A 21,684-nucleotide genomic window follows, 5' to 3' on the forward strand; every position below is an offset into this window, starting at 1 on the left:
CCATGACCCACGAGGGCGCAGCACAGGAGGACATCGAGGTCCTCGTGGTGGGTGCGGGCCCCACGGGCCTGATGCTCGCGAACTGGCTCGTGAAGCTGGGAAGGCGCATCGCGCTGATCGATGGCAAGGACGGACCGACGGTCGAGTCCCGGGCCCTCGGCGTGCACTCGCGGTCCCTGGAGATCTACGACCAGCTCGGGGTCATCGACCGCGTGCTGGCCGAGGCGGTGCGCGTGGAGTCCGTCCGGCAGGGCTTCGGACATGCCTCCTTCGCGCCGGTCCCGCTCGCCGGACTGGGCCGGGGGATCACGCCGTACCCGGGCATCCACGTCCTGGAGCAGAGCGCCAACGAGCGGATCCTCGGCGACAACCTGCGCACCCTCGGCGGGACCGTGCGGTGGCGGCACCGGCTGGTGTCGCTGGAACAGGTCGGCGACGGCGTCCTCGCCGTCGTCGAGGGCCCGGACGGGCCGTCGACGATCCGCGCGCGGTTCGCGGTCGGCTGCGACGGAGCGGGCTCCACCGTCCGGTCCCTGTGCGGCACGGACTTCGAGGGCACCACCAGCCGGCAGAGCTTCTACCTCGTCGACGCGGTGGGCGTCGACGGGCTGAACCCTGCGTCCGTCAACGTCCGCCTCGGTGCCACGGCTTTCCTGCTCGCGTTCCCCATGCGGTCCGCCGAGGACGGCAGAACCGGGCAGCGCCTCATCGGTACGGCCGGCGACGACGACGCCCCGGACATCACCGAGGAGGGTGCACGCCGCCGCATGGCCGAGGGCTTCGGCGTCACCTATGAGGACTCCCGGTGGTTCTCCACCTACCGCGTGCATCACCGGATCGCCGCGCGCTTCCGGACCGGCTCCGTGTTCCTCGCGGGCGACGCGGCCCACGTCCATTCGCCGGTCGGTGCGCAGGGCATGAACACCGGACTCCAGGACGCCCACAACCTCGCGTTCAAGCTCCACGACGTCATCTCGGGGCGCGCCCCCGATGCGCTCCTCGACCGCTACGGGGCGGAGCGCCGCCCCGTGGCCGTGCGCCTCCTGCAGACGACGGACACCGCGTTCCGCGGGCTCATCTCCACGTCGAGGACGGCGGTCCTGGTGCGCCGCTTCGTGCCGCGGGTGGTGGTGCCCGTCATCGTCACAGTGCTCCCCCGCCTGCCGATCGGCCGCCGTCTGGCCGGGTACCTCGGCCAGGTGCGCATCCACTACCGCATGGAGGGTGCGCAGGAGGGACGACGCAGGGACGCCGTCGTCGGCCGCCGGCTGCAGTGGACCGGGGACAATTTCGACGCGCTGCGGTCGGCGTCCTGGCAGCTGCACCTGTACGCCCCCGACCCGGCGGCGGCACGGCGCGCGGAAGCCGCCGCCGTCGAACTCGGGCTCCCGCTGCACAGCTTCGGCTCCACCGGCTCCACCCCCCTGCGGCCCGGCACCCTGTACCTCGTGCGGCCGGACGGCTTCGTGGCCGCCGCGTCCGCACCCGCCGAGGCCGTCGCCGTGTTCCGCGCGGCGCGCGCCCCCTCGCCCGCCGCGCCTCCCGCGGGGAAGGACGAACGGCCCTGACGGACACCCGGCCGGTGCTGCGCGGCTGCTATCGTGGTGCAGCCCGGTGACCACCAGCAGGAAGCCCCCCATGACCCCGCCACGCCCGGACCTGACCGCACTGCCGGCCCGGCGGTCCTCGGTCCTCGCGGTCTTCGCGGCCGTCCACGTCCTCGCCTTCGTCCTGCTGCTTCCCCGCATCATCGCCGGCGAGACCTACGGCGATGTGATCCTGTACCGCCACTGGGCGTTCCACGGCTTCAGCACGGGCACCTGGCTGGGGATCGACGATGCCTGGGTGTACCCGGCGGGAGCGATGCTCCCGATGATCGCCGCCGGCCTCCTGGGTCAGGAGCCCTACCTGCTGGGGTGGTACCTGCTGTGCCTGGTCCTGAACCTGACCGCCGTGCTGGCCCTGCTGAACAGCGGCGCCACGCGCTACGGGTGGCAGGCCGCCTATCTCTGGACGCTGCTCACGGCGATCCTCGGGCCGGTCGCTTTCGCCCGTGTGGACGGTGTCACGGGACCCCTCGTCGTCGTCGGGCTGATCTGCGCAGCCGCCCACCCGGTCTTCGCGTCCTCCGTCCTGTCGCTGGCCACCTGGATCAAGGTCTGGCCGGCAGCGGCCGTGCTCGCGCTCCTCATCACGGCCCGGGCGAGGGCGCGGGTCGTCCTCGCCGGCCTCCTGGTGTCCGGGGTGATCGTCGGAGTAGCCGCGTCCAGGGGCGGGCTCGGGAACGTCGCCGGCTTCCTGTCGACGCAGGGCGAGCGCGGGATGCAGCTCGAGGCACCCCTCGCGACACCCGGTCTGTGGCAGGCGATCCTCGGCGACGCGACCACCGTGGAGTTCAACGCGGAGATCCACACCATGGAGATCCGCGGCTCGCTCGCGGAGCCCCTGGCCGCCCTGATGGACACGTTCCTGTGCCTCGCCGTGGCGTCCATCGCCCTGCTCATGGTGGCTGCGCTGAGGAAGGGGGCCGACCGCGCCCAGCTCGTCGTCACCGGGACCCTTGCCCTCGTCGGGGCCCTGATCGTCTTCAACAAGGTGGGCTCTCCCCAGTTCATGCTCTGGCTGGTCGCCGTGATCTCGGTGGGTGTGGCCCTGAACGGCCGTCGGTGGATCGTCCCGAGCGCCCTGATGGTCCTGATCGCCGTCCTGACCACGCTCGTCTACCCGATCTTCTACATCCAGCTGCATGAGGCACTGCACCCCGGCGTCGCACTCCTGCTCTCGGCACGCAACCTGCTCGTCGTCGTCGTCCTCGGGTGGGCTGTGCGGCAGCTTCGACTGCTGCCGAGCAGCGTGCCCGGAACGGCACCCCTGACGCCGCTGAGCCGGCGGTAGGACGGCCGACCGCCGCCTCCCGGCATCCGCCCGTTCCCTGGTGCCCCGCTCCGGTGTCGGTAGCAGCGTCTAGGCTTCGGAGTCCGGCACGGTGACGGCCGACGCGTCGGTGAGCGGTCGGTGAGGAACAAGGGTGGGGAGGAGGAGGCGATGGATGCTTCCGGTGCGCCCGGGGCGGCGCTGGGCCGGCCGGTCGGCGCGGCCGAGGGCGGCTCGCTCATGCCGTCGGGATACGCCTCACCCGCCCAGGACTGGTTCGAGGACCGGATCGACCTCAACCGCCACCTCATCAGGGACATCACGAGCACGTACATCGTGCGGGTCTCCGGGGACGCCATGGACGGTGCCGGCATCTCCGACGGGGACGAGCTGATCGTCGACCGCGCCCTGCGCCCGCGGGACGGCGCGGTGGTCATCGCCGTGCTCGACGGCGAGCTCGTCATCCGGCGGATCCGCATCACCTCCTCCGGGGTGGCCCTCGTCGCTGCCGGCCCGGAGTACCCGCCCATCCCCGTCCCCGATCCCGACTCCCTCGTGATCTGGGGCGTCGCCACCCGGTGCCTGCACCGTGTCTGAGCACGGCAGCAGCATCGCGCTCGTCGACGTCAACAACTTCTACGTCTCCGCCGAGCGGGCCTTCGACCCGTCGCTCGAAGGCCGGCCCCTCGTGGTGCTCTCGAACAACGACGGCTGCGTCATCACCCGCAGCCCGGAGGCGAAGGCCCTCGGCATCACGATGGGCACGCCGTGGTTCAGGATCGCGGACCAGGCGCGCGGCTGGGGGCTGCAGGTGCGCTCCAGCAACTACGAGCTCTACGGCGACCTGAGCGCCCGCGTCATGGAACTGCTCGGCCGCTACACCGGGAACCTCGAGATCTACAGCATCGACGAGGCCTTCCTGACCCTCTCCGGACCACAGGAGGCCCAGCGGCGCGCCGGCACGGAAATCCGGACCACCGTGCGCCGCAACGTCGGGCTGCCCGTGTGCGTGGGCATCGCGCCGACCAAGACCCTCGCCAAGCTCGCCAACCGCTGGGCCAAGGGCAATCCGGAATTCGGCGGCGTCTGCCACTGGAGCCTCGTCCCCGAGGAGAACCGGCGGTCCCTCCTCCGGCGGCTCGCGGTCTCGGACGTCTGGGGGGTCGGGGCGAAGAACGCGCGGAGACTGAATGCGATCGGCATCGACTCGGCCTGGGATCTCGCTACCGCGGACCCGGTGGCCGTCCGCAAGCGCTTCTCGGTGGTCCTGATGCGGACCGTCCTGGAACTGCAGGGCACACCGTGCATCACGGGACGCGAGTCCACCGGCAACGAGCAGGTCCTCTACTCCCGCTCCTTCGGGACCCCGGTGAGCACCAGGGAGGCGATGCACCAGGCCCTCAGCGTCTACGCGCAGGGCGCCGCCTCCCGCCTGACGAGGAAGCACCTGCAGGGGCGGGTCATCACGGCCTTCGCCGCCACGTCCCCCTTCAGCGCGGGCCGGAAGAGTTCGCCTACCGTCTGCGTCCCCCTCCCGGCGCACACGGCGGATCCCCTCGAACTGTCGCGTGCCGCGGACACGCTCCTCCCCCTGATCGAGGAGGGCCTACCGTACATCCGCGCCGGCGTCGTCGTCACCGACCTCAGGCCCACGGGCGCCCAGGACACCCTGCTGCCCGCCGAGGGTCCGGTGCTCAAGGACACGGGACCCCTCCTGCAGGACGTCGGCCGGCGCTTCGGGCGGTCGGCCATCGGGCTGGGGCACGCGGGCCTGAAGGCCGGGTCCGACTGGACCATGAAGCGGGACATGCTCTCACCGCACTACACGACGAAGTGGTCGGAGCTGCCGGTGGTCAAGGCCCGCTAAGCGTGGCGCGCGGCGGCCCGGATCCGGCGCTACGCGGCGTCGACGCTGAGGAACACCCCGTCGAGGTAGGCGCGGAGCGCCCGCGGGCTGAAGGGCTTCGCCATGAACTGGTCGGCCCCCGCCGCCAGGCACTGCTCCTCGGTGAGGTGCGGGGGCCGCGCGGAGATGGTGAGGATATGCGCGTCCGAATGGGCCCGGAGCCGAGGGCACAGGTCGAGGCCGTCCACATCCGGCAGGTTCAGGTCCAGCGTGATGAGGTCCGGCTGGACCGCGTCGACGAGGCGCTGGCCCTCCGCCCCGGTGCCGGCCTCGTACACGGTGAACCGGCGTCCGGACAGCACGATGACGAGCAGCCGGCGGATATCGGCGTCGTCCTCGATGACGACTGCGCTGCGCTGCAGCATCTCCACTCCCGGACCTCCTCCCGTGTCGTCGCCGTGATCATCAGCTACCTTACCGTTTTCGGCGGCGACCCGGTGGGAGGGCGGCGTCCTGCCACCGCTCGACGCGCCGGTCAGGCCGGGTGCCGGGCCCGGCCGCTCGCCGTCCCGGGGGCCGGGGCCGCAGGGACGGTCAGGCCGGGGTGTCGCCCGCTTCCGGGCGTGTCTCTCCGGCCCGGCCGGGGCCGGCGGGCTCACCCTCGGCGGCCCGCGCCACGACGTCGTCGAGCTCGTCGAGGGTGAGCAGGTCACGCCGCAGGTGCCGCGTGCGGTAGCCGGCGCGGCCCACCATGTGCGCCGACACGGGGCTGGTGAGCAGCTGGAAGATCCAGCACAGCACCAGTACCGGGACGAGCACCCAGCTCTCGAACTCCACGGCGAGCGCGAGGAGGAACAGCAGCAGCCCGAGGACCTGCGGCTTGGTCGCGGCGTGCATGCGGGAGAGCAGGTCCGGAAAGCGCGCGAGGCCGATCCCCGCTGCCAGGGACATGAGCGCACCGCCGATCAGGAGGATCGAGACGATCACATCGTTCACCACGCCGCTACTTCCTGTCCGTGACGAAGCGGGCGACGGTGACGGAGCCGATGAACCCGATGAGCGAGATGGTGACGAGCAGCACGAGGTTGTCCAGGTGGCGGCCCATCACCATGTTCAGGACCAGTCCCGCGCCGACGACCGCCAGGACGACGTCGAGCGCCAGGACGCGGTCGAGGATCGAGGGTCCGCGGACGGCCCGGTACAGGGCCAGCAGGACGGCGATCGTCAATATTCCCCCGGCGACATACACGGCGACCGTCATGGGCGTGCCTCCTCGGCGGTGAGTGCGTCGAGGTCCTTGCGGCTCCCCATGATCCGGATGAGCCAGACCTCCGTGGCGCGGACGTCCCGCCGGATGGCCTCGGCGTCCTCCTCGGTCCGGATGTGCAGGCAGTGGAGGTAGAGGGTCGACGTGGAGCGGTCGACCTCGAGGACGAGGGAGCCCGGGATCAGCGAGATGGCGTGCCCCGTGGCCGTGACGAGGAAGTCCGAACGGCTGCGCAGCTGGACGGCCACCACGGCGCTCCGGAGGGAGGGACCCCGCGTCACGGCCAGCCAGAACACCTCGGCGCTGGCGACCACCAGCCGGTACAGGAACCGGCCGAGGAACGGGACGACCCACAGCACGTTGAACCGCCCCGTCAGCTCGACGGGCGGCAGGTAGAAGAAATTCACGACGGCGTACGCGATGAGCGCCCCGAACACCAGGTTGCCGGGGCCGAAATCCTGCCACAGGGCCCCCCAGACGAGGACGAGCCAGATGACGAGCGGCAGCTCCGTGATGAGGGGGATGCGCTGGCGGCTCATCCGTCCGCCCCCGGCCCGAGCACTGCCTCGATGTAGGGGGTCCGGTCGAGCATCTCCTGGGCCGCGTCGTCGCTCAGCTCGAACAGCGGCCCGGCGAGGACCATCAGGGCGAGGCCGAGGGCGACGAGGCCGATCGTCGGTCCCGTCATGGTCCGCGGCAGGAGCGTCACCGGATCCTTGCCGGCGAAGCGCCCGGTGTCCTCGCCCGTCACATGGCGGGAGGTGCCCACGCTGGAGCCGTCGGCCTTGCTCGCGAGCAGGATGGGGTCCGGGTCCTCGGCGTCCGCGGGGCTGCGCCAGAACGCCCGGTTCCAGACCCGGGCCATGACCAGGAGGGTCAGCAGGCTCGTCAGCACTCCCCCGGCGACCAGCGCGTACGCGAGCGGCGTGCCGAGCTCCACGCCGGCCTGGATCAGCCCGAGCTTGCCGAGGAAGCCCGAGAACGGCGGGATCCCGGCGAGGTTCATGGCGGGCAGGAAGAAGAGGATGCCGAGGAGCGGCGAGAGCTTCGCGAGTCCGCCGAGGCGGTCGACGTTCGCCGTCCCGCCCCGACGCTCGATCAGTCCCGTGACGAGGAAGAGGCTCGTCTGCACGGTGATGTGGTGGGCCACGTAGTAGACCGCGGCCCCGAGGCCGATCCGCGAGGAGATGGCCAGCCCGAAGACCATGTACCCGATATGGCTGACGAGGGTGAAGGACAGGAGCCGCTTGATGTCCGACTGCGCGAGCGCCCCGAGGATGCCCACCACCATCGTGAGCAGCGCGACGATCATCAGGAGCGAATTGATGCGGTCGCCGGGGAAGAGGAGTGTCTCGACGCGGACCATCGCGTAGACGCCCACCTTGGTCAGCAGGCCGGCGAACACGGCGGTCACCGGGGCGGGCGCCGTGGGGTACGAGTCCGGCAGCCAGAAGGACAGCGGGAAGACCGCGGCCTTGATCCCGAAGGCCACGAGCAGCATGAGATGGAGCACCATCTGCGTCGCCGGGTCCACCGTCTCCAGCTTCACCGCGAGGTCCGCCATGTTGACCGTTCCGGTTGCCCCGTAGATCATCGCGATCGCGATCAGGAACAGCATGGAGGACACCACGCTGACGACGACGTAGGTCACCCCGGCGCGGATGCGCGGCGCGGTGCCGCCCAGGGTCATGAGGACGTAGCTCGCGGTCAGCAGGATCTCGAAGCCGACGTACAGGTTGAAGAGATCGCCCGTCAGGAAGGCGTTGGACACCCCCGCCACGAGGATCAGGTAGGTGGGGTGGAAGATCGAGACCGGTCCGTCCTCGTCGCCGTCGGCCATGCCCTGGCCGGCGGCGTAGATCAGCACCGCGAGGCTGATGGCGGAGGACACGACGAGCATCAGGGCGGAGAACTGGTCCACCACGAGCACGATGCCGAACGGGGGCTCCCACCCGCCGAGCCTCACCGCGTGGGTCCCCGTGGCAGGGGCTGCGAGCAGCATCACCACCTCGACGATCAGGGTCACGCTGAGCGTGGAGATGCTGACGGCCCGCTGCGCCCGCGAGTGCCGGATGAGCAGGAACGTGACGGCCGCCCCGAGGAACGGCAGGACGATCGCCAGGGGGGCCAGATCGGCGGCGATCACCGGCGATCCTCCCGCCGGCGCGTCCGGGCAGCAGGATCATCGTCGCTACGGGCGGTGCCCACCTCGAGCGTGGCGGCGCCGTCGTAGGCGGTCGCGCCGCTGCGCCCGGCCGGGGCGTCGTCGTCGTCGTCGAAGAACTCCGAGGTCTCGGCGACGACGTCGGCGTCGTCCTCCCAGTCGTAGCTGTCCTGGTCCGCGACGCGCCGGTCCTCGGGATCGTCCTGGACGTCGTCCTCGCGGCCGAGGACCCACGAACGGTAGATGATGCCGAGCATGAACGCCGTGACCGCGAACGTGATGACGATCGCCGTCAGGATCAGGGCCTGCGGCAGGCTGTCCGTGTACTCCTCCGCGGGGGTCCCCGGGACGTAGAGCGGCGACTTCCCGCCGCCTCCGCTCATGGCGAGCATCAGGATGTTCGCGCCGTTGCCGAGCAGGATCAGGCCGAGCAGCACGCGGGTCAGGCTCCGTTCGAGCAGCAGATAGATCCCGGCGGCGAAGAACGCCGCCATGAGCACGATCAGCGTGAGGTTGACGGTCACGGCTGGACTCCTTCGACGGCGGGCGGGACGAGCGCATCGGACCCGGAGGCCTCCTCGATGGGGCCTTCAGCCTCGCTGCGCTCGTCGATCTCCGAGCCCAGGCTGCGCAGGACGTCCAGGACGAGACCGACGACGATGATGTAGACCCCGATGTCGAAGATGGTGGACGTCACGAACTTCACGTCGCCGAAGACCGGCAGCCAGAATTCGAGGATGTAGCTCTCCAGTACCGCGCCGCCGACCAGCAGGGGCGCGGCCGCGGTGAGGGAGACGATCGCGAGCCCGATACCCAGCAGCGCGCCGGCGCTGACCGGGCTGGCCTCGGCCAGCTCGAACCGTCCGCCCGCCAGGTAGCGGATGGCGAGGGCGAGCCCTGCGGTGAGTCCTCCGGCGAAGCCCCCGCCCGGCAGGTTGTGACCGGCGAAGAGCAGGTAGATGGACAGCACGATGATGGTGTGGAAGAGCAGCCGGGTGATGACCTCGAAGATGATCGACCGGCGCTCGGGCGCGAGGGTCCTGCCCGCCACGAGCCAGGGGTCGCGGGGGACATCGGTGAACCGCGCCGCGAGCTCCCGGGCGGCGCCGGCCCGACCGGCCGCGTCCAGCGGCTCCTGGCCCCGGTCCACCGAACCGTCCTCGACGCCGTGGGCCCGGCGCCGCGTGTCGCCGCGGCCCCGGACGAAGATGAGGCTCGCGATCCCCGTCGCGGCGATCGCCAGCACGGTGATCTCCCCGAAGGTGTCCCAGGCCCGGATGTCGACGAGCAGGACGTTGACGGCGTTGGCGCCGCCGCCGTCGTCGTAGGCCATCGCCGGGTACGCGAGGGAGATGGGCGCGGCGTTGCGCGAGGCCATGGCGGACATGGCGATGACGGCCATGATCCCGCCGAAGGCCACACCGAGCCCGGCCCGCAGGACCCGGTGCCGGCTCCCCGCGCGGTTCCAGAGCCGGGCCGGCAGGGAGCGCAGCGCGAGCACGAAGGCGACCAGCACGATCGTCTCGACGAGCATCTGGGTGAGGGCGAGGTCGGGGGCGCCGTGCAGCGCGAAGATCGCCGCCATGCCGTACCCGGTGATCCCGACCATCAGGACGGCCATGAACCGCTTGGTGGACCGGAGCGCGGCGATGATGCCCACGATGATGACCAGCGCCGCGACGACCTGCGCGGGCGACTCCGCGATCCTGATGGCGGACGGCATGGGGGCGTCGAACAGGACGAGGGCCGCGAGCGGGGTGACGACGGCGGTCGTCAGGATGACGAAGAGGTAGAAGGACAGCGAGCCGCGCTGCGTGCGCCCCGTGATCCACACGGCGACGTCGTCGAGGACGCCGATCAGCGAGCGGTACACCACCTCCGCCTCCCGGACCGCGGGAAGGCGCCCCTGCAGCCGTTCGAACGGCGAGCGCAGCAGGTACAGCGCCGTGCCGGCCACGATCGTGACGACCGAGAGGAGCAGCGGCAGGTTGACGCCGTGCCAGAGGGCCAGGTACGGCGCCTCGCCCTCGGCCGGGAACAGGGCCACGTAGGGCTGGATCACCGCGTCCAGCGGTGCGGGCCAGAGCCCGAACAGCACGGATGCGACGGCGAGCACGGCGGGCGCCAGCAGGAAGGACGTCCGGACCCGCTGGAACGGGGTCTGCGGCTGGCCGTGCTTCAGCGCGAAGGCGCCCCACACGAAGCGCGCACTGTAGGCGAAGGTGAGGATGGACCCGAGGACGATCCCGCCGAGCAGGAGCGTGCCGGCGATCCCGCCCTCCGCGCGGTGGACGAACGCCTCGAGGACCGATTCCTTGGCCACGAAGCCCAGCAGCGGCGGCACCCCGGCCATCGATCCGGCGGCGACGAGGGCGACGGCGAACAGGGCGGGCGAGGTGGCGCCCACCCCGGACAGGACCCGCAGGTCGCGGGTGCCGGACTGGTGGTCGATGATGCCGACCACCAGGAAGAGCGTGGCCTTGAAGAACCCGTGCGCCAGCAGCAGCGCGAGGCCGGCGAGGGCGCCGTCGCGCCCCCCGAGACCCACCACCATGGTCAGGAAGCCGAGCTGGCTCACCGTCCCGTACGCCAGCACGAGCTTGAGGTCGAACTGGCGCAGCGCGCGCCAGCCGCCGAGCAGCATGGTGGCCATGCCGAGCCCGAAGATCACCGGGTACCAGAAGGCGGTCTCCGAGAACCCGGGGGCGAAGCGCGCCACCAGGAAGACACCGGCCTTCACCATCGCCGCCGCATGCAGGTACGCGCTGACGGGCGTGGGCGCGGCCATGGCCCCCGGCAGCCAGAAGTGGAAGGGGACGAGCGCCGACTTCGTGATGGCACCGACCAGCACGAGACCGATCGCCACGTCGATCAGCAGGCCGCCGGCCGCGAGGGTCCCGGCGTCGGCCAGGATCTCGGAGATGCGGTAGGTCCCGGCCTCCTGCCCCAGGATGACCAGGCCCACCAGCATCGCCAGGCCGCCGAACGTCGTCACGATCAGCGCCTGCAGGGCGGAGCGTCGGGCGGAGAGCCGCTGCCGCGAGTACCCGATGAGCAGGTAGGACAGGATCGTGGTCAGTTCCCAGAAGATGAACATGAGGATCAGGTCGTCGGCGGTGACCAGACCGAACATCGCCGCGGCGAACGCGAGGAGCTGGGCGCCGAACGCGCCGACGTCGGGATCATCGTTCTTGAAGTAGCGGGCGCAGTAGAACAGGACGAGGGCGCCGACGCCGAGGATCAGGATGCACAGGACCGCCGCGAGGGCATCGAGCCGGAAGGTCAGCTCGATCTGCAGGCTGGGGATCCAGGGGATGGTGAGCGACGGCGGGGCACCGGGACTGCCGTTCGGCGCTGCCTGGTCGGAGGCCAGGACCTGCGGGAGTCGGGTGAGGAGCCAGACGAAGCCGGCGGCGGGAGCGGCGGCGAGGACGAAGAAGGCCGACCGTCCGAATCGGGCGAAGAGCACGGGCGCCCCGAGTGCCAGCACGAACATCGCGAGCAGCACGGTGAGCATGGGGTCTCGATCTTCCGCTGGGGGCCGGTCGGGCTCCGTCAGTCTATCGGCGGAATTGCTTCAACATTTCAGTGTTACTCCCCTTGCGCCCGCTCGGACGGGGCCGGGGCGCCTCGGCGTGGGAGGGATCATGCGGCGCTAGCATTCACCGTATGAGCACCCATGAGCCGCTTCCGCTGCCGGCGGAGGCACCCGCCTCCACCCCTCCCCGCGGCTCCGGCCGCATCTTCAGCCGGCCCGTCCTGGCCTGGGCATCGTGGGACTGGGGGTCGGCGGCCTTCAACGCGGTGATGACCACCTTCGTGTTCACGGTGTACCTCACCTCGGACGCGTTCGGCGGCGAGGCACGCGCGTCGCAGGTCCTCGGATGGGGCCTCGCGGCGGCCGGCCTGCTCATCGCGCTGCTCGCCCCCGTGATCGGGCAGCGGTCCGACAGCGGGGGGCACCGGAAGCTCTGGCTCGGGGTGAACAGCGCGATCGTCGCCGTCCTGACGGCCCTGTGCTTCTTCGTCTTCCCCAGCCCGGAGATGCTGATCCTCGGCGTCGCCCTGATCGCCGCGGCGAACATCTTCTTCGAGTTCGCGGGCGTCAACTACAACGCGATGCTGACGCAGGTCTCGACGCCGGCGACGATCGGGCGCGTCAGCGGATTCGGCTGGGCCATGGGCTACGTGGGCGGCATCGTCGCCCTCGTGGTGGTCCTCGTGGTCTTCATCGAGCCCGTCGTCGACTGGGCGGGGGCCTCCAGCGAGGACGGACTGAACATCCGCCTCGTGGCCGTCTTCTCCGCCCTGTGGTTCGCGGCGTTCGCCCTGCCCGTGATGTTCACCGTCCCGGAGGTCCCCCGGAAGGCCGCCGCGGCCCAGGTGGCGTTCCTCGCCTCCTACGGCCTGCTCCTGCGCCGCGTGAAGGCGATCTACCGCCAGAGCCCGCACACCATCTTCTTCCTGCTGGCGAGCGCCGTCTTCCGGGACGGACTCGCGGCGGTGTTCACCTTCGGCGGCATCCTGGCAGCGGGCACCTTCGGATTCTCGACGAGCATGGTGATCGTCTTCGCCATCGCGGCGAACGTGATCGCGGCGATCGGGGCGGTCGTCGGCGGGTTCCTCGACGACCGCATCGGGCCCAAGCGGGTCATCATCGGCGCCCTGATCGGCCTGCTGGTCGCGGGGACGGCGATCCTCGTCCTCGGCACCGGATCGTATTCCTTCTTCGGCATGGACTGGACCGCGGATACGACGTTCTGGGTCTTCGGACTGCTGCTGACACTCTTCGTCGGCCCGGCGCAGTCGTCCTCCCGCGGCTATCTCGCGCGCCTCGCCCCGGTCGGCGACGAGGGGGAGCTGTTCGGCCTCTATGCGACGACCGGCCGGGCCGTCAGCTTCCTGGCCCCGGCGCTGTTCGCGCTGTGCATCGGCATCTTCGGCTCGCAGCTCTACGGGGTGGTCGGGATCCTCGTGGTCCTCCTCGCGGGGCTCCTCCTCCTGCTGCCGGTCAGGCCGCCGGCGCAGGTGACGCGCGCCGTCGTGCCGGAGGCCTGACCCCGCGGATCAGATGCCGGTGCGGTGGAAGTTCAGGTGGCTGCGCGACGCCGTCGGGCCCCGCTGGCCCTGGTACCGGTTCCCGTACTCGCCCGAACCGTAGGGGTGCTCGGCGGGGGATGTGAGCCTGAAGAAGCACAGCTGGCCGATCTTGGATCCCGGCCACAGCTTGATCGGCAGGGTGGCCATGTTGGACAGCTCGAGGGTCACGTGGCCGGAGAAGCCGGGGTCGATGAACCCGGCGGTGGAGTGGGTGAGCAGCCCCAGGCGGCCGAGGGAGGACTTCCCCTCGAGGCGTGCGGCGATGTCGTCGGGCAGCGTGACCGTCTCGTAGGTGGAGCCGAGGACGAACTCACCGGGGTGCAGGATGAACGGCTCGTCGGGCGCCACCTCCACCAGGCGCGTGAGCTCCGGCTGGTCCTCGGCGGGGTCGATGTGTGCGTACTTGTGGTTGTCGAAGAGCCGGAAATAGCGGTCGATGCGGACGTCCACGCTGGAGGGCTGCACCATCGCGGGATCGAGCGGTTCGAGGACGATCCGCTGGGCTGCCAGTTCTGCTCGGATGTCGCGGTCGGAGATCAGCACCGTCCAAAGTTACCAGTCCGGCAGGCGTGGTCCCCCGCCGCGGATCAGCGTCCGATCTCCGTGCGGACCGCGAAGAGTTCGGGGAAGAACGTGAGCTCGAGGGCCCGCTGCAGGAAGCCGACGCCGGAGGAGCCGCCCGTCCCCGCCTTGAACCCGATCGTCCGCGCGACCGTCTTGAGGTGCCGGAAGCGCCACAGCTGGAAGTTGTCCTCGAGGTCCACGAGTTCCTCGCACGCCTCGTAGACGTCCCAGTGGCCCGAGGCGTCCTCGTAGACCTGCTTGTAGACCGCGACGAGCGCGGGGCTGAACTCGTGGGCGAGGCTGACGTCGCGGGAGAGCAGATCCCCCGGGACGGCATAGCCCCGCCGGGCCAGGAGGGCGATGAACTCGTCGTACACGCTGCTCGTCACCAGGAGTTCCGAGAGCAGGGCACGCGCCGCAGGGTCGGCGTCGAACACCTCGATCATCGCGGCGTTCTTGTTGCCGAGCAGGAACTCGACGGCGCGGTACTGGTAGGACTGGAAGCCGCTCGAGGACCCGAGGTCACCGCGGAACTCCGCGTACTCGGACGGCGTGAGGGTCGCCAGGACGGACCACTGCTCGGTCAGCGAACGCTGGATGTGCTTGATGCGGGCGATGCCCTTCATCGCGGCCCGCAGGTCGTCGGCCCGCAGGTGCACGCGGACGGCGCGGAGTTCGTGCAGCACGAGCTTCAGCCACAGCTCGGAGGTCTGGTGCTGGATGATGAACAGCATCTCGTCGTGGTGCTCCGGCGAGCTCACGGGGTGCTGCGCGTCGAGCAGCCGGTCCAGCTCCAGATACGAGCCGTAGCTCATCTTGTCCGAGAAGTCCCGCTCGATGCCCTGCTCCAGGTCGCGGGTGTTCCGCTCCACGCTCATGCGGCCAAGCCTACGTGCCGCGGGGTGCCGCGGGGATGTCGGTCCGCAGGTCTACCTTGGGGACCAGTCGAAGGAGACCCCCATGCCGCGAACCACGCCACGCACCCCCTGCAGCATCGTCCCACCGCACCTCCTCATGCGCCTCGCTGCCCTGCAGGACGCCCGCTACGCCGTCGCGGCCGACGCGGCACGCCACGCCCTGCGGGAACTGGACCCCCTGAGGCACGCCCGCGCGGAGGCCCTGCGTGCTCCGGTGCGGCGCCGGCCCGCCGTCGTCGGGACGCTGACACGCCGCATCCACGACGCCGGCGGCCGGGAGGAGCTCCCCGGGGACCTCGTCCGGGGCGAGGGAGCCGCGGCGACGGGCGATCCCGCCGCCGACGAGGCCTACGACGGACTGGGGTTCACCTACCGGCTGTTCAGCGAGGAGTACGGGCGCTCCTCGATCGACGGCGCCGGCATGGCCCTGGACGCCACGGTGCATTACGGGACCGGCTACGACAACGCCTTCTGGGACGGCGAGCGCATGGTCTTCGGCGACGGCGACGGCGAGATCTTCGGCCGCTTCACGGCGTCCCTCACGGTCATCAGCCACGAACTCGCCCACGGGTTCACCCAGTACTCCACGAACCTGGAGTACCAGGGCCGGTCCGGCGCGCTGAACGAATCGCTCTCGGACGTCTTCGGGGTGCTCGTGGAACAGCGGCACCTCGGGCAGGACGCCGCCTCGGCGTCCTGGCTCGTAGGCGCAGGCCTCTTCACGGCGGACGTGCAGGGCGTCGCCCTGCGGTCGCTCCGGGCGCCGGGAACGGCGTACGACGACGACGTGCTGGGCAGGGATCCCCAGCCCGCGACCATGGCGGACTACGTCGAGACGGCGTCGGACAACGGCGGGGTGCACATCAACTCCGGGATCCCCAACCATGCCTTCTACCTCGCTGCCACCGCGATGGGCGGCCGGGCCTGGGAGGGCGCCGGGCGGGTCTGGTACGACGCCGTCCTCAGCGGGAGCATCCCGCCGGACTGCGATTTCCCCACCTTCGCGGCCGCCACGACGGACGCCGCGCGCGCACGTTTCGGGGCCGCCGGCCGCGCGGCGGTCGCGGACGCGTGGTCCGCGGTGGGCGTCCTGCCGTGAGGATCGTCATCACCCGGTCCGGGGGCGTGGGCGGGCTGACGCGGACATGGAGTCTGGAGGTCGGCCGGGCGGAGGCCGAGCAGCGCTGGCTGCCGCTCGCCGAAGCGGAAGCCGAAGCCAAAGCTGGAGCTGAAGGGGAAGCGGAAGCTGAAGGGGAAGCAGCTCCCGGGGCGGGCGTGCGGCAGCGGGACGCCGGCCCGCCGCCGCCGGACGCGGCGCGGGACCGGTTCACCTACCGCATCACCGTCGGCTACACCGAGGTGTCCGTGCCCGAGAGCCGGCTCGCGGAGCCGTGGCGGGAGCTGATCGAGCGGGCCCGCGAGGCCACCCGGAGCACCCCCGGACCGGGCGAGGGCGGGGTGCCCGCACGGGGCACCGACCGCTCCTCCGGCGTCGAGGACGGCACGCCGGAAGAACTGTTGTAAGGTGATGGAGCAGTTTCAACTGCAGTGCGGGCGTAGCTCAATGGTAGAGCGCTAGCTTCCCAAGCTCGATACGCGGGTTCGATTCCCGTCGCCCGCTCTCTTCTCCCACCTCCCCCGGCGGGGCCCTCCACGTGCGCCGCGTGTGGCCCAGGACACCCCCCTGACTTGCCCCCGTCCCGCTGGATCGGCAGTATCCTTGAGGCGATGAATCGCACAATGTTCGCGTCGAAGATCCACCGCGCCACGGTCACGCATGCCGATCTGCACTACGTCGGCTCGGTGACCGTGGACCTCGACCTGCTCGACGCCGCCGGCATCCTGCCCGGCGAACTCGTGTCGATCGTCGACATCACCAACGGCGCCCGGCTCGAGACGTACACCATCGCGGGCGTCCGGGGGTCGGGCGTGATCGGCATCAACGGCGCCGCGGCGCACCTCGTGCACCGGGGTGATCTGGTCATCCTGATCACCTACGCGCAGATGACCACCGAGGAAGCGCGAGCGTTCACGCCCACGGTCGTCCACGTGGACGCGGACAACCGGATCGTCGAGCTGGGGTCCGACCCGGCCGAGGCCGTCACCGAGGGTCTCGAGCGGCCCCCGTTCGCCCTGGACAACACGACCGTCTCCACCTGAGCCGCGTGTCCGAGGCGCCGCCTCGGACACGGACCTGTAACACCAAGCAGGCTGCCTAGCGCATCCCGCCCGCAGGGCATAGGGTCGAAAAGCAAGCTTGCTTAGGCTGTCGATTCGATAGAACCGTCAGCCGGGCTGTCTACGAGGATGTGGAGGCTCGGTACGAATGCCGACTAGTCGAAGAACGCGCAATGCAGTGAAGAACCGCCCGAGGGCCGTCGTCCTGGCGGGCCTGGTGATCGGCACGATGGCCATGAGCGGGTGCGGCCCCGCGGAGGCCGACAACAGCCTGACCTGGTACATCAACCCCGATGCCGGCGGTCAGGCCGCCATCGCCCAGAGATGCAGCGACGAGTCCGAGGGCCGCTACCGCATCGAGACCTCGCTCCTCCCGAACGATGCCGCGTCGCAGCGCGAACAGCTCGCCCGCCGACTCGCTGCGGGAGACACGTCGCTGGACATCATGAGCCTCGATCCACCGTTCGTCCCCGAACTGGCCGAGCCTGGATTCCTCGCGCCGGTGCCCGACGACGTCGCCGAGGCCACCACCGAGAACGTCGTGGAGGGTGCCATCGCCGGGGCGACCTGGAAGGACGAGCTCGTCACGGTGCCCTTCTGGGCCAACACGCAGATCCTGTGGTACCGGAAGTCGGTCGCCGAGGCCGCGGGCCTCGACATGAGCGGACCCGTCACCTGGGAGCAGGTCATGGAGGCCGCCCGGAGCCAGGACAAGACCCTCGGAGTACAGGGCCAGCAGGGGGAATCCATGACGGTGTGGGTCAACGCGCTCATCGAATCGGCCGGCGGATCGATCCTCGTCGACCCGGAGGCCACGGCGCAGACCATCGAACTGGGGCTGGACACCGACGCAGGCGTCGCCGCGGCCGAGGTGATCTCCACCATCGGCGAGGACGGCCTGGGCGGTCCCGGCCTTCCCACGGCGGACGAGAACGCCTCCCTCATCGGTTTCCAGGGTGATTCGGGCTCCTTCATGGTCAATTGGCCCTTCGTCTGGCCCGCCACGGTCGCCGCGGTCGAGGCCGGCACGCTGGACCAGGCGGTCCTCGACGACATCGCTTGGGGTATCTACCCGCGCATGGCGGAGGACGAGGAGGCCGCACCCCCGCTGGGCGGCATCAACCTCGGCGTCGGAGCGAAGAGCGACAACCCGGAGCTGGCCTTCGAGGCCATCGAATGCATCGTCTCGGTCGAGAACCAGGCCGAGTACTTCGTGACCAACGGCAACCCGCCGGCGAACACTGAGGCCTACGAGGATCCGCGCATCGAGGAGTCCTTCCCGATGTCGGAGACCATCAGGGACTCCCTGCGAGCAGCGGCGCCCCGTCCGCAGACCCCGTTCTACAACGAGGTCTCCACCGGCATCCAGCAGACCTGGGCGCCGCCCGCAGGCGTCGATCCCGAGACCACTCCGGAGACGTCGAGCGACTTCATCATCTCGGTCCTCAGAGGGGAGCAACTCCTGTGACCTCCGCCATTCCAGCGAAGACCACGACGGCGTCGTCCACCGAGCCCGGCCCGCGGCTGGACGTGGGCAAAGGCAACGGCAACGGCAAGAAGCCCCGGAAGCAGTACAGCGACCGGGCACGCGCGGAACGGCGACTCGGCTGGATGCTTGCCGGGCCGGCGTTCCTCGTCATGCTGGCCGTCACGCTGTACCCGATCCTCCAAGCGGTCTACGACTCCCTCTTCCAGTTCCGTCTCACAGCTCCGGAGGAGCGGGCCTTCATCGGCGTCGAGAACTACGCGGTGATCCTCACGGACCCGGTCTGGTGGATCGCACTCCGGACCACCGTGTTCATCACCGTGGTCACCGTGGTCGTCGAACTCGTGCTCGGCTTCGCCCTCGCCCTGGTGATGCACAAGGCCCTGAAGTCCGTCCGCGGACCGCTCCGCACGGCGATCCTCGTGCCGTACGGCATCATCACCGTCGTGTCGGCGTTCGCCTGGTTCTACGCGTTCGACATCAACTCCGGCTACGTGAACAACTGGTTCAGCTGGGTGCCCGGTATCGACGAGAACCTCAACTGGTTCGCCCAGGGCGGCACGGCCCTGTTCGTCATCATGGCGTCCGAGATCTGGAAGACCACGCCGTTCATCTCGCTGCTGCTCCTCGCCGGCCTCGCCCAGGTCCCGGACGAGCTCACCGAGGCGGCGAAGGTCGACGGCGCCACCTGGTGGGAGCAGATGCGCAAGGTCGTCATCCCCAACATGAAGGCCGCGATCATGGTCGCGGTGCTCTTCCGGGCACTGGATGCCTTCCGCATCTTCGACAACGTGTTCATCATGACCAACGGCGCCTACGGAACGGAAGTGCTGTCACTGCTCGCCTACCGGCAATCGATCAGCAGGCTCGAGATCGGGCTGGGCTCCGCCGTGTCCGTGCTCCTGTTCGTGTGCGTCCTGCTGATCTGCTTCGTGGCGATCAAGCTGTTCAAGGTCGATCTCGCGGGATCGCAGGGAGGAAAGTAATGACGAACACCAGCACCAAGGGAAAAGTCCTGTGGGCGATCGTCTCGGTCCTCGTCCTCGTGTACGCGCTGTTCCCCGTCTTCTCGATCCTCGCCACGTCCTTCAAGACGCCCAGTGATCTGACGAGCGGTAAGTTCCTCCCGTCGTCGGGCACGGCGACGACGAGCAACTACGAGCAGATCCTCGTCGGTGACGCCCAGGGCCTGTTCCTCTCGGCGCTGCGCAACTCGGTCGGCATCGCCCTGATCGCGACGTTCATCGCCGTCGTCCTGGCGACGCTGTGCGCCTACGCGATCGCCCGCCTGGACTTCCCCGGGAAAAAGGTCATCCTGACGACGGCGCTGGCCGTCTCGATCTTCCCGGTGATCTCGATCGTGACGCCGCTGTTCAACCTGTGGCGCACCATCGGTCTCTACGACACCTGGCTCGGCCTGATCATCCCGTATCTTTCGCTCACCCTCCCCATCTCCATCTGGACCCTTGCCGCGTTCTTCCGGCAGATCCCGTGGGAGCTGGAGCAGGCGGCCCAGGTGGACGGGGCGACGACGTGGCAGGCGTTCCGCAAGGCGATCGTGCCGCTGGCCGCCCCGGGTGTCTTCACGACGGCGATCATCGCGTTCTTCATCGCGTGGAACGACTTCGTGTACGGCATCTCGCTCACCTCCACCGAAGCGGCTCGCACGGTTCCGGCGGCGCTCGCCTTCTTCACGGGAGCCTCGCAGTTCGAGTCACCCACGGGTGCCATCTCGGCGGCCGCGATCATCGTCACGATCCCGGTCGTCCTGCTGGTCCTGCTGTTCCAACGCCAGATCGTCTCAGGCCTGACCTCGGGCGCCGTCAAGGGCTAACGCCCCTTCACGGCGCGCTCAAGAAAAGGATTCGCACCATGGCTTCAATCACCCTCAACCACCTGGTCAAGAAATACGGCGACGGGTTCCCCGCCGTCAACGACATCAGCATCGACATCGCGGACGGCGAGTTCATCATCCTCGTGGGTCCGTCCGGCTGTGGGAAGTCCACGCTGCTGCGCATGATCGTGGGCCTGGAGGACATCACGGAGGGCGACCTCCTGATCGACGGGCAGCGCGTGAACGACAAGGCGCCCCGCGACCGCAACCTGGCGATGGTGTTCCAGAACTACGCCCTGTACCCGCACCTCACCGTGTACGAGAACATCGCGTTCCCCCTGCGCCTGGCCAAGGGCAAGCACTCGGAGGAGCAGGTGAACAAGCTCGTCACGGAGGCCGCGGCGACCCTGGAACTCACCGACCACCTGCAGCGCAAACCGGCGAACCTCTCCGGCGGCCAGCGGCAGCGCGTCGCGATGGGCCGTGCGATCGTGCGGCAGGCGGACGCCTTCCTCTTCGACGAGCCGCTGTCCAACCTCGATGCCAAGCTCCGTGGCCAGATGCGCTCGGAGATCTCGCAGATGCAGCGGCGCCTCGGCGTCACGTCGGTCTACGTCACCCACGACCAGACCGAGGCGATGACCCTGGGCGACCGCGTGGCCGTCCTGAAGAAGGGCGAGCTGCAGCAGATCGCCTCGCCGCGCGAGCTGTACGAGCAGCCGAGGAACCTGTTCGTCGCCGGCTTCATCGGCTCGCCGTCGATGAATTTTTTGCCGGCCACCCTGGAGGGCACAACCCTCAAGACCGCGATCGGCGACCTCGAGATCCCCCAGGACAAGGCCCAGAAGGCGGCCGGCAAGAGGGTGGTCCTCGTGGGCGTCAGGCCCGAGTTCTTCGAGGACGCGAAGCTGGTGGAGGACAGCAAGAGGCCCCACGGCTCCACCTTCGCGGCGACCCTGACGCACACCGAGTGGCTCGGCAACGAGCAGTACGGGTACATCAACTTCGATCCGGCACCCGAGATGCGGGAGCTGCTCGACGGTCTCGCGCGCGACATGGACGCCGACGAACTGCGCCCGCAGGTCGTCGTCACCCTCGACGCCTCGAGCCGCATCCGGGGCGGGCGTGAGTCGGAGCTCTGGGTGGACACCCGGAAGCTCCATCTCTTCGATGCCGAGTCCGGGGAGAACCTGACCCGTGATGCCGAAGCGGGCGCCGCGCTGACCCGTGAGGCCGCCGAGGAGCGTGCCGAGGAGATCGCGACCGCCCAGCAGGCCGACGGCCGGGCGGACTCCGGTGGTTTCGGGAGCGGCAACGGCGCGACCGGCGGGAACACCACCGTCGACGCCGGACGGACCGGTGGTGCGACGGCGGCCGGCGGCAAGCACGCCGCAGGCTGACGGGCCTCCTCCCGCACGGCGCACTCTCGCATGACGCAGCAGGACCGGCACTCG

General features: G+C 70.0%; 21 protein-coding genes and 1 tRNA gene. 13 read left to right on the plus strand and 9 right to left on the minus strand.

Features of this window, described 5'->3' with window-relative positions; all coding sequences use genetic code 11:
* Positions 1-2 precede the first annotated feature (2 nt).
* The 4 genes from MWM45_RS15490 to MWM45_RS15505 all read left to right on the plus strand — a co-directional run bounded on the left by MWM45_RS15490 (position 3) and on the right by MWM45_RS15505 (position 4,741).
* A complete protein-coding gene (locus MWM45_RS15490) occupies positions 3-1,568 on the plus strand; it encodes an FAD-dependent monooxygenase (protein ID WP_247827209.1) in 1,566 nt (521 codons plus the stop codon).
* Between the two features lie 70 nt (positions 1,569-1,638).
* Positions 1,639-2,895 (plus strand): glycosyltransferase 87 family protein, encoded by a 1,257-nt coding sequence (locus MWM45_RS15495; protein ID WP_247827210.1) that lies wholly within the window; start codon positions 1,639-1,641, stop codon positions 2,893-2,895.
* A gap of 219 nt (positions 2,896-3,114) precedes the next feature.
* Positions 3,115-3,471, plus strand: coding sequence for a LexA family protein (locus MWM45_RS15500; protein ID WP_043443376.1), 357 nt, complete (start codon positions 3,115-3,117; stop codon positions 3,469-3,471).
* Positions 3,464-4,741: a Y-family DNA polymerase gene (locus MWM45_RS15505; RefSeq protein WP_247827211.1), complete on the plus strand. Its 1,278-nt coding sequence runs from the start codon at positions 3,464-3,466 to the stop codon at positions 4,739-4,741. Before MWM45_RS15500 ends, MWM45_RS15505 begins: the two co-directional genes overlap by 8 nt.
* Before the next feature lie 29 nt (positions 4,742-4,770).
* On the opposite strand, the gene MWM45_RS15510 is transcribed toward MWM45_RS15505, so the two are convergent.
* The 7 genes from MWM45_RS15510 to MWM45_RS15540 form a co-directional block, all read right to left on the minus strand.
* Positions 4,771-5,145: a response regulator transcription factor gene (locus tag MWM45_RS15510; RefSeq protein ID WP_247829258.1), complete on the minus strand. Its 375-nt coding sequence runs from the start codon at positions 5,143-5,145 to the stop codon at positions 4,771-4,773.
* A 169-nt stretch (positions 5,146-5,314) separates the two neighbouring features.
* Positions 5,315-5,719, minus strand: coding sequence for a monovalent cation/H(+) antiporter subunit G (gene mnhG, locus MWM45_RS15515; protein WP_269076561.1), 405 nt, complete (start codon positions 5,717-5,719; stop codon positions 5,315-5,317).
* A gap of 4 nt (positions 5,720-5,723) precedes the next feature.
* Positions 5,724-5,981, minus strand: a complete 258-nt coding sequence (locus MWM45_RS15520) for an MrpF/PhaF family protein (protein ID WP_247827212.1) — start codon at positions 5,979-5,981, stop codon at positions 5,724-5,726.
* Positions 5,978-6,526, minus strand: a complete 549-nt coding sequence (locus MWM45_RS15525) for a Na+/H+ antiporter subunit E (protein WP_247827213.1) — start codon at positions 6,524-6,526, stop codon at positions 5,978-5,980. The genes MWM45_RS15520 and MWM45_RS15525 overlap by 4 nt, the downstream gene beginning before the upstream one ends.
* A complete protein-coding gene (locus MWM45_RS15530; RefSeq protein ID WP_247827214.1) occupies positions 6,523-8,133 on the minus strand; it encodes a Na+/H+ antiporter subunit D in 1,611 nt (536 codons plus the stop codon). The genes MWM45_RS15525 and MWM45_RS15530 overlap by 4 nt, the downstream gene beginning before the upstream one ends.
* Complete coding sequence (locus MWM45_RS15535; protein ID WP_247827215.1) at positions 8,130-8,675, minus strand: Na(+)/H(+) antiporter subunit C; 546 nt, start codon at positions 8,673-8,675, stop codon at positions 8,130-8,132. The genes MWM45_RS15530 and MWM45_RS15535 overlap by 4 nt, the downstream gene beginning before the upstream one ends.
* Positions 8,672-11,668 carry a Na+/H+ antiporter subunit A gene (locus MWM45_RS15540; RefSeq protein ID WP_247827216.1) on the minus strand — a complete coding sequence of 999 codons (2,997 nt, stop codon included), beginning with the start codon at positions 11,666-11,668 and terminating at the stop codon, positions 8,672-8,674. Before MWM45_RS15540 ends, MWM45_RS15535 begins: the two co-directional genes overlap by 4 nt.
* A 152-nt stretch (positions 11,669-11,820) precedes the next feature.
* On the opposite strand from MWM45_RS15540, the gene MWM45_RS15545 reads away from it, so the two are divergent.
* Positions 11,821-13,209 carry an MFS transporter gene (locus MWM45_RS15545; RefSeq protein WP_247827217.1) on the plus strand — a complete coding sequence of 463 codons (1,389 nt, stop codon included), beginning with the start codon at positions 11,821-11,823 and terminating at the stop codon, positions 13,207-13,209.
* 9 nt (positions 13,210-13,218) lie between these two features.
* On the opposite strand, the gene dcd is transcribed toward MWM45_RS15545, so the two are convergent.
* Positions 13,219-13,794, minus strand: a complete 576-nt coding sequence (gene dcd, locus MWM45_RS15550; RefSeq protein ID WP_247827218.1) for a dCTP deaminase — start codon at positions 13,792-13,794, stop codon at positions 13,219-13,221.
* Positions 13,795-13,838: 44 nt separating this feature from the next.
* Positions 13,839-14,693 (minus strand): tryptophan 2,3-dioxygenase, encoded by an 855-nt coding sequence (locus MWM45_RS15555; protein WP_247827219.1) that lies wholly within the window; start codon positions 14,691-14,693, stop codon positions 13,839-13,841.
* A gap of 82 nt (positions 14,694-14,775) precedes the next feature.
* Here MWM45_RS15555 and MWM45_RS15560 point away from each other — a divergent pair, with 82 nt between their 5' ends.
* From MWM45_RS15560 to MWM45_RS15595, 8 genes are all read left to right on the plus strand, one after another.
* Positions 14,776-15,831 carry a M4 family metallopeptidase gene (locus tag MWM45_RS15560; protein WP_247827220.1) on the plus strand — a complete coding sequence of 352 codons (1,056 nt, stop codon included), beginning with the start codon at positions 14,776-14,778 and terminating at the stop codon, positions 15,829-15,831.
* Positions 15,828-16,256 (plus strand): protealysin inhibitor emfourin, encoded by a 429-nt coding sequence (locus MWM45_RS15565; protein ID WP_247827221.1) that lies wholly within the window; start codon positions 15,828-15,830, stop codon positions 16,254-16,256. The genes MWM45_RS15560 and MWM45_RS15565 overlap by 4 nt, the downstream gene beginning before the upstream one ends.
* 26 nt (positions 16,257-16,282) lie before the next feature.
* Positions 16,283-16,353, plus strand: a tRNA-Gly gene (locus MWM45_RS15570).
* 107 nt (positions 16,354-16,460) lie between these two features.
* Complete coding sequence (gene panD, locus MWM45_RS15575) at positions 16,461-16,892, plus strand: aspartate 1-decarboxylase (RefSeq protein ID WP_247827222.1); 432 nt, start codon at positions 16,461-16,463, stop codon at positions 16,890-16,892.
* Positions 16,893-17,058: 166 nt separating this feature from the next.
* Complete coding sequence (locus MWM45_RS15580) at positions 17,059-18,378, plus strand: extracellular solute-binding protein (protein ID WP_418909702.1); 1,320 nt, start codon at positions 17,059-17,061, stop codon at positions 18,376-18,378.
* 56 nt (positions 18,379-18,434) lie between these two features.
* The gene (locus MWM45_RS15585) at positions 18,435-19,382 is read left to right on the plus strand and encodes a carbohydrate ABC transporter permease (RefSeq protein ID WP_272496064.1); all 948 of its coding nucleotides are present in this window, start codon (positions 18,435-18,437) and stop codon (positions 19,380-19,382) included.
* Positions 19,382-20,230, plus strand: a complete 849-nt coding sequence (locus tag MWM45_RS15590; protein WP_247827223.1) for a carbohydrate ABC transporter permease — start codon at positions 19,382-19,384, stop codon at positions 20,228-20,230. Before MWM45_RS15585 ends, MWM45_RS15590 begins: the two co-directional genes overlap by 1 nt.
* A 38-nt stretch (positions 20,231-20,268) precedes the next feature.
* The gene (locus tag MWM45_RS15595) at positions 20,269-21,630 is read left to right on the plus strand and encodes an ABC transporter ATP-binding protein (RefSeq protein ID WP_247827224.1); all 1,362 of its coding nucleotides are present in this window, start codon (positions 20,269-20,271) and stop codon (positions 21,628-21,630) included.
* Positions 21,631-21,684: the final 54 nt, after the last annotated feature.

It is taken from the genome of Arthrobacter antioxidans (assembly GCF_023100725.1).
Taxonomy (GTDB): Bacteria; Actinomycetota; Actinomycetes; order Actinomycetales; family Micrococcaceae; genus Arthrobacter_D; species Arthrobacter_D antioxidans.

Bases quoted from the DNA above. Each gene is read 5' to 3' on its own strand.
- MWM45_RS15490 (WP_247827209.1), top strand. From the start codon at position 3: ATGACCCACGAGGGCGCAGCACAGGAGGACATCGAGGTCCTCGTGGTG.
- MWM45_RS15495 (WP_247827210.1), top strand. From the start codon at position 1,639: ATGACCCCGCCACGCCCGGACCTGACCGCACTGCCGGCCCGGCGGTCC.
- MWM45_RS15500 (WP_043443376.1), top strand. From the start codon at position 3,115: ATGCCGTCGGGATACGCCTCACCCGCCCAGGACTGGTTCGAGGACCGG.
- MWM45_RS15510 (WP_247829258.1), bottom strand. From the start codon at position 5,145: ATGCTGCAGCGCAGCGCAGTCGTCATCGAGGACGACGCCGATATCCGC.
- MWM45_RS15520 (WP_247827212.1), bottom strand. From the start codon at position 5,981: ATGACGGTCGCCGTGTATGTCGCCGGGGGAATATTGACGATCGCCGTC.
- MWM45_RS15525 (WP_247827213.1), bottom strand. From the start codon at position 6,526: ATGAGCCGCCAGCGCATCCCCCTCATCACGGAGCTGCCGCTCGTCATC.
- MWM45_RS15540 (WP_247827216.1), bottom strand. From the start codon at position 11,668: ATGCTCACCGTGCTGCTCGCGATGTTCGTGCTGGCACTCGGGGCGCCC.
- MWM45_RS15545 (WP_247827217.1), top strand. From the start codon at position 11,821: ATGAGCACCCATGAGCCGCTTCCGCTGCCGGCGGAGGCACCCGCCTCC.
- MWM45_RS15555 (WP_247827219.1), bottom strand. From the start codon at position 14,693: ATGAGCGTGGAGCGGAACACCCGCGACCTGGAGCAGGGCATCGAGCGG.
- MWM45_RS15560 (WP_247827220.1), top strand. From the start codon at position 14,776: ATGCCGCGAACCACGCCACGCACCCCCTGCAGCATCGTCCCACCGCAC.
- panD (WP_247827222.1), top strand. From the start codon at position 16,461: ATGAATCGCACAATGTTCGCGTCGAAGATCCACCGCGCCACGGTCACG.
- MWM45_RS15580 (WP_418909702.1), top strand. From the start codon at position 17,059: ATGCCGACTAGTCGAAGAACGCGCAATGCAGTGAAGAACCGCCCGAGG.
- MWM45_RS15590 (WP_247827223.1), top strand. From the start codon at position 19,382: ATGACGAACACCAGCACCAAGGGAAAAGTCCTGTGGGCGATCGTCTCG.
- MWM45_RS15595 (WP_247827224.1), top strand. From the start codon at position 20,269: ATGGCTTCAATCACCCTCAACCACCTGGTCAAGAAATACGGCGACGGG.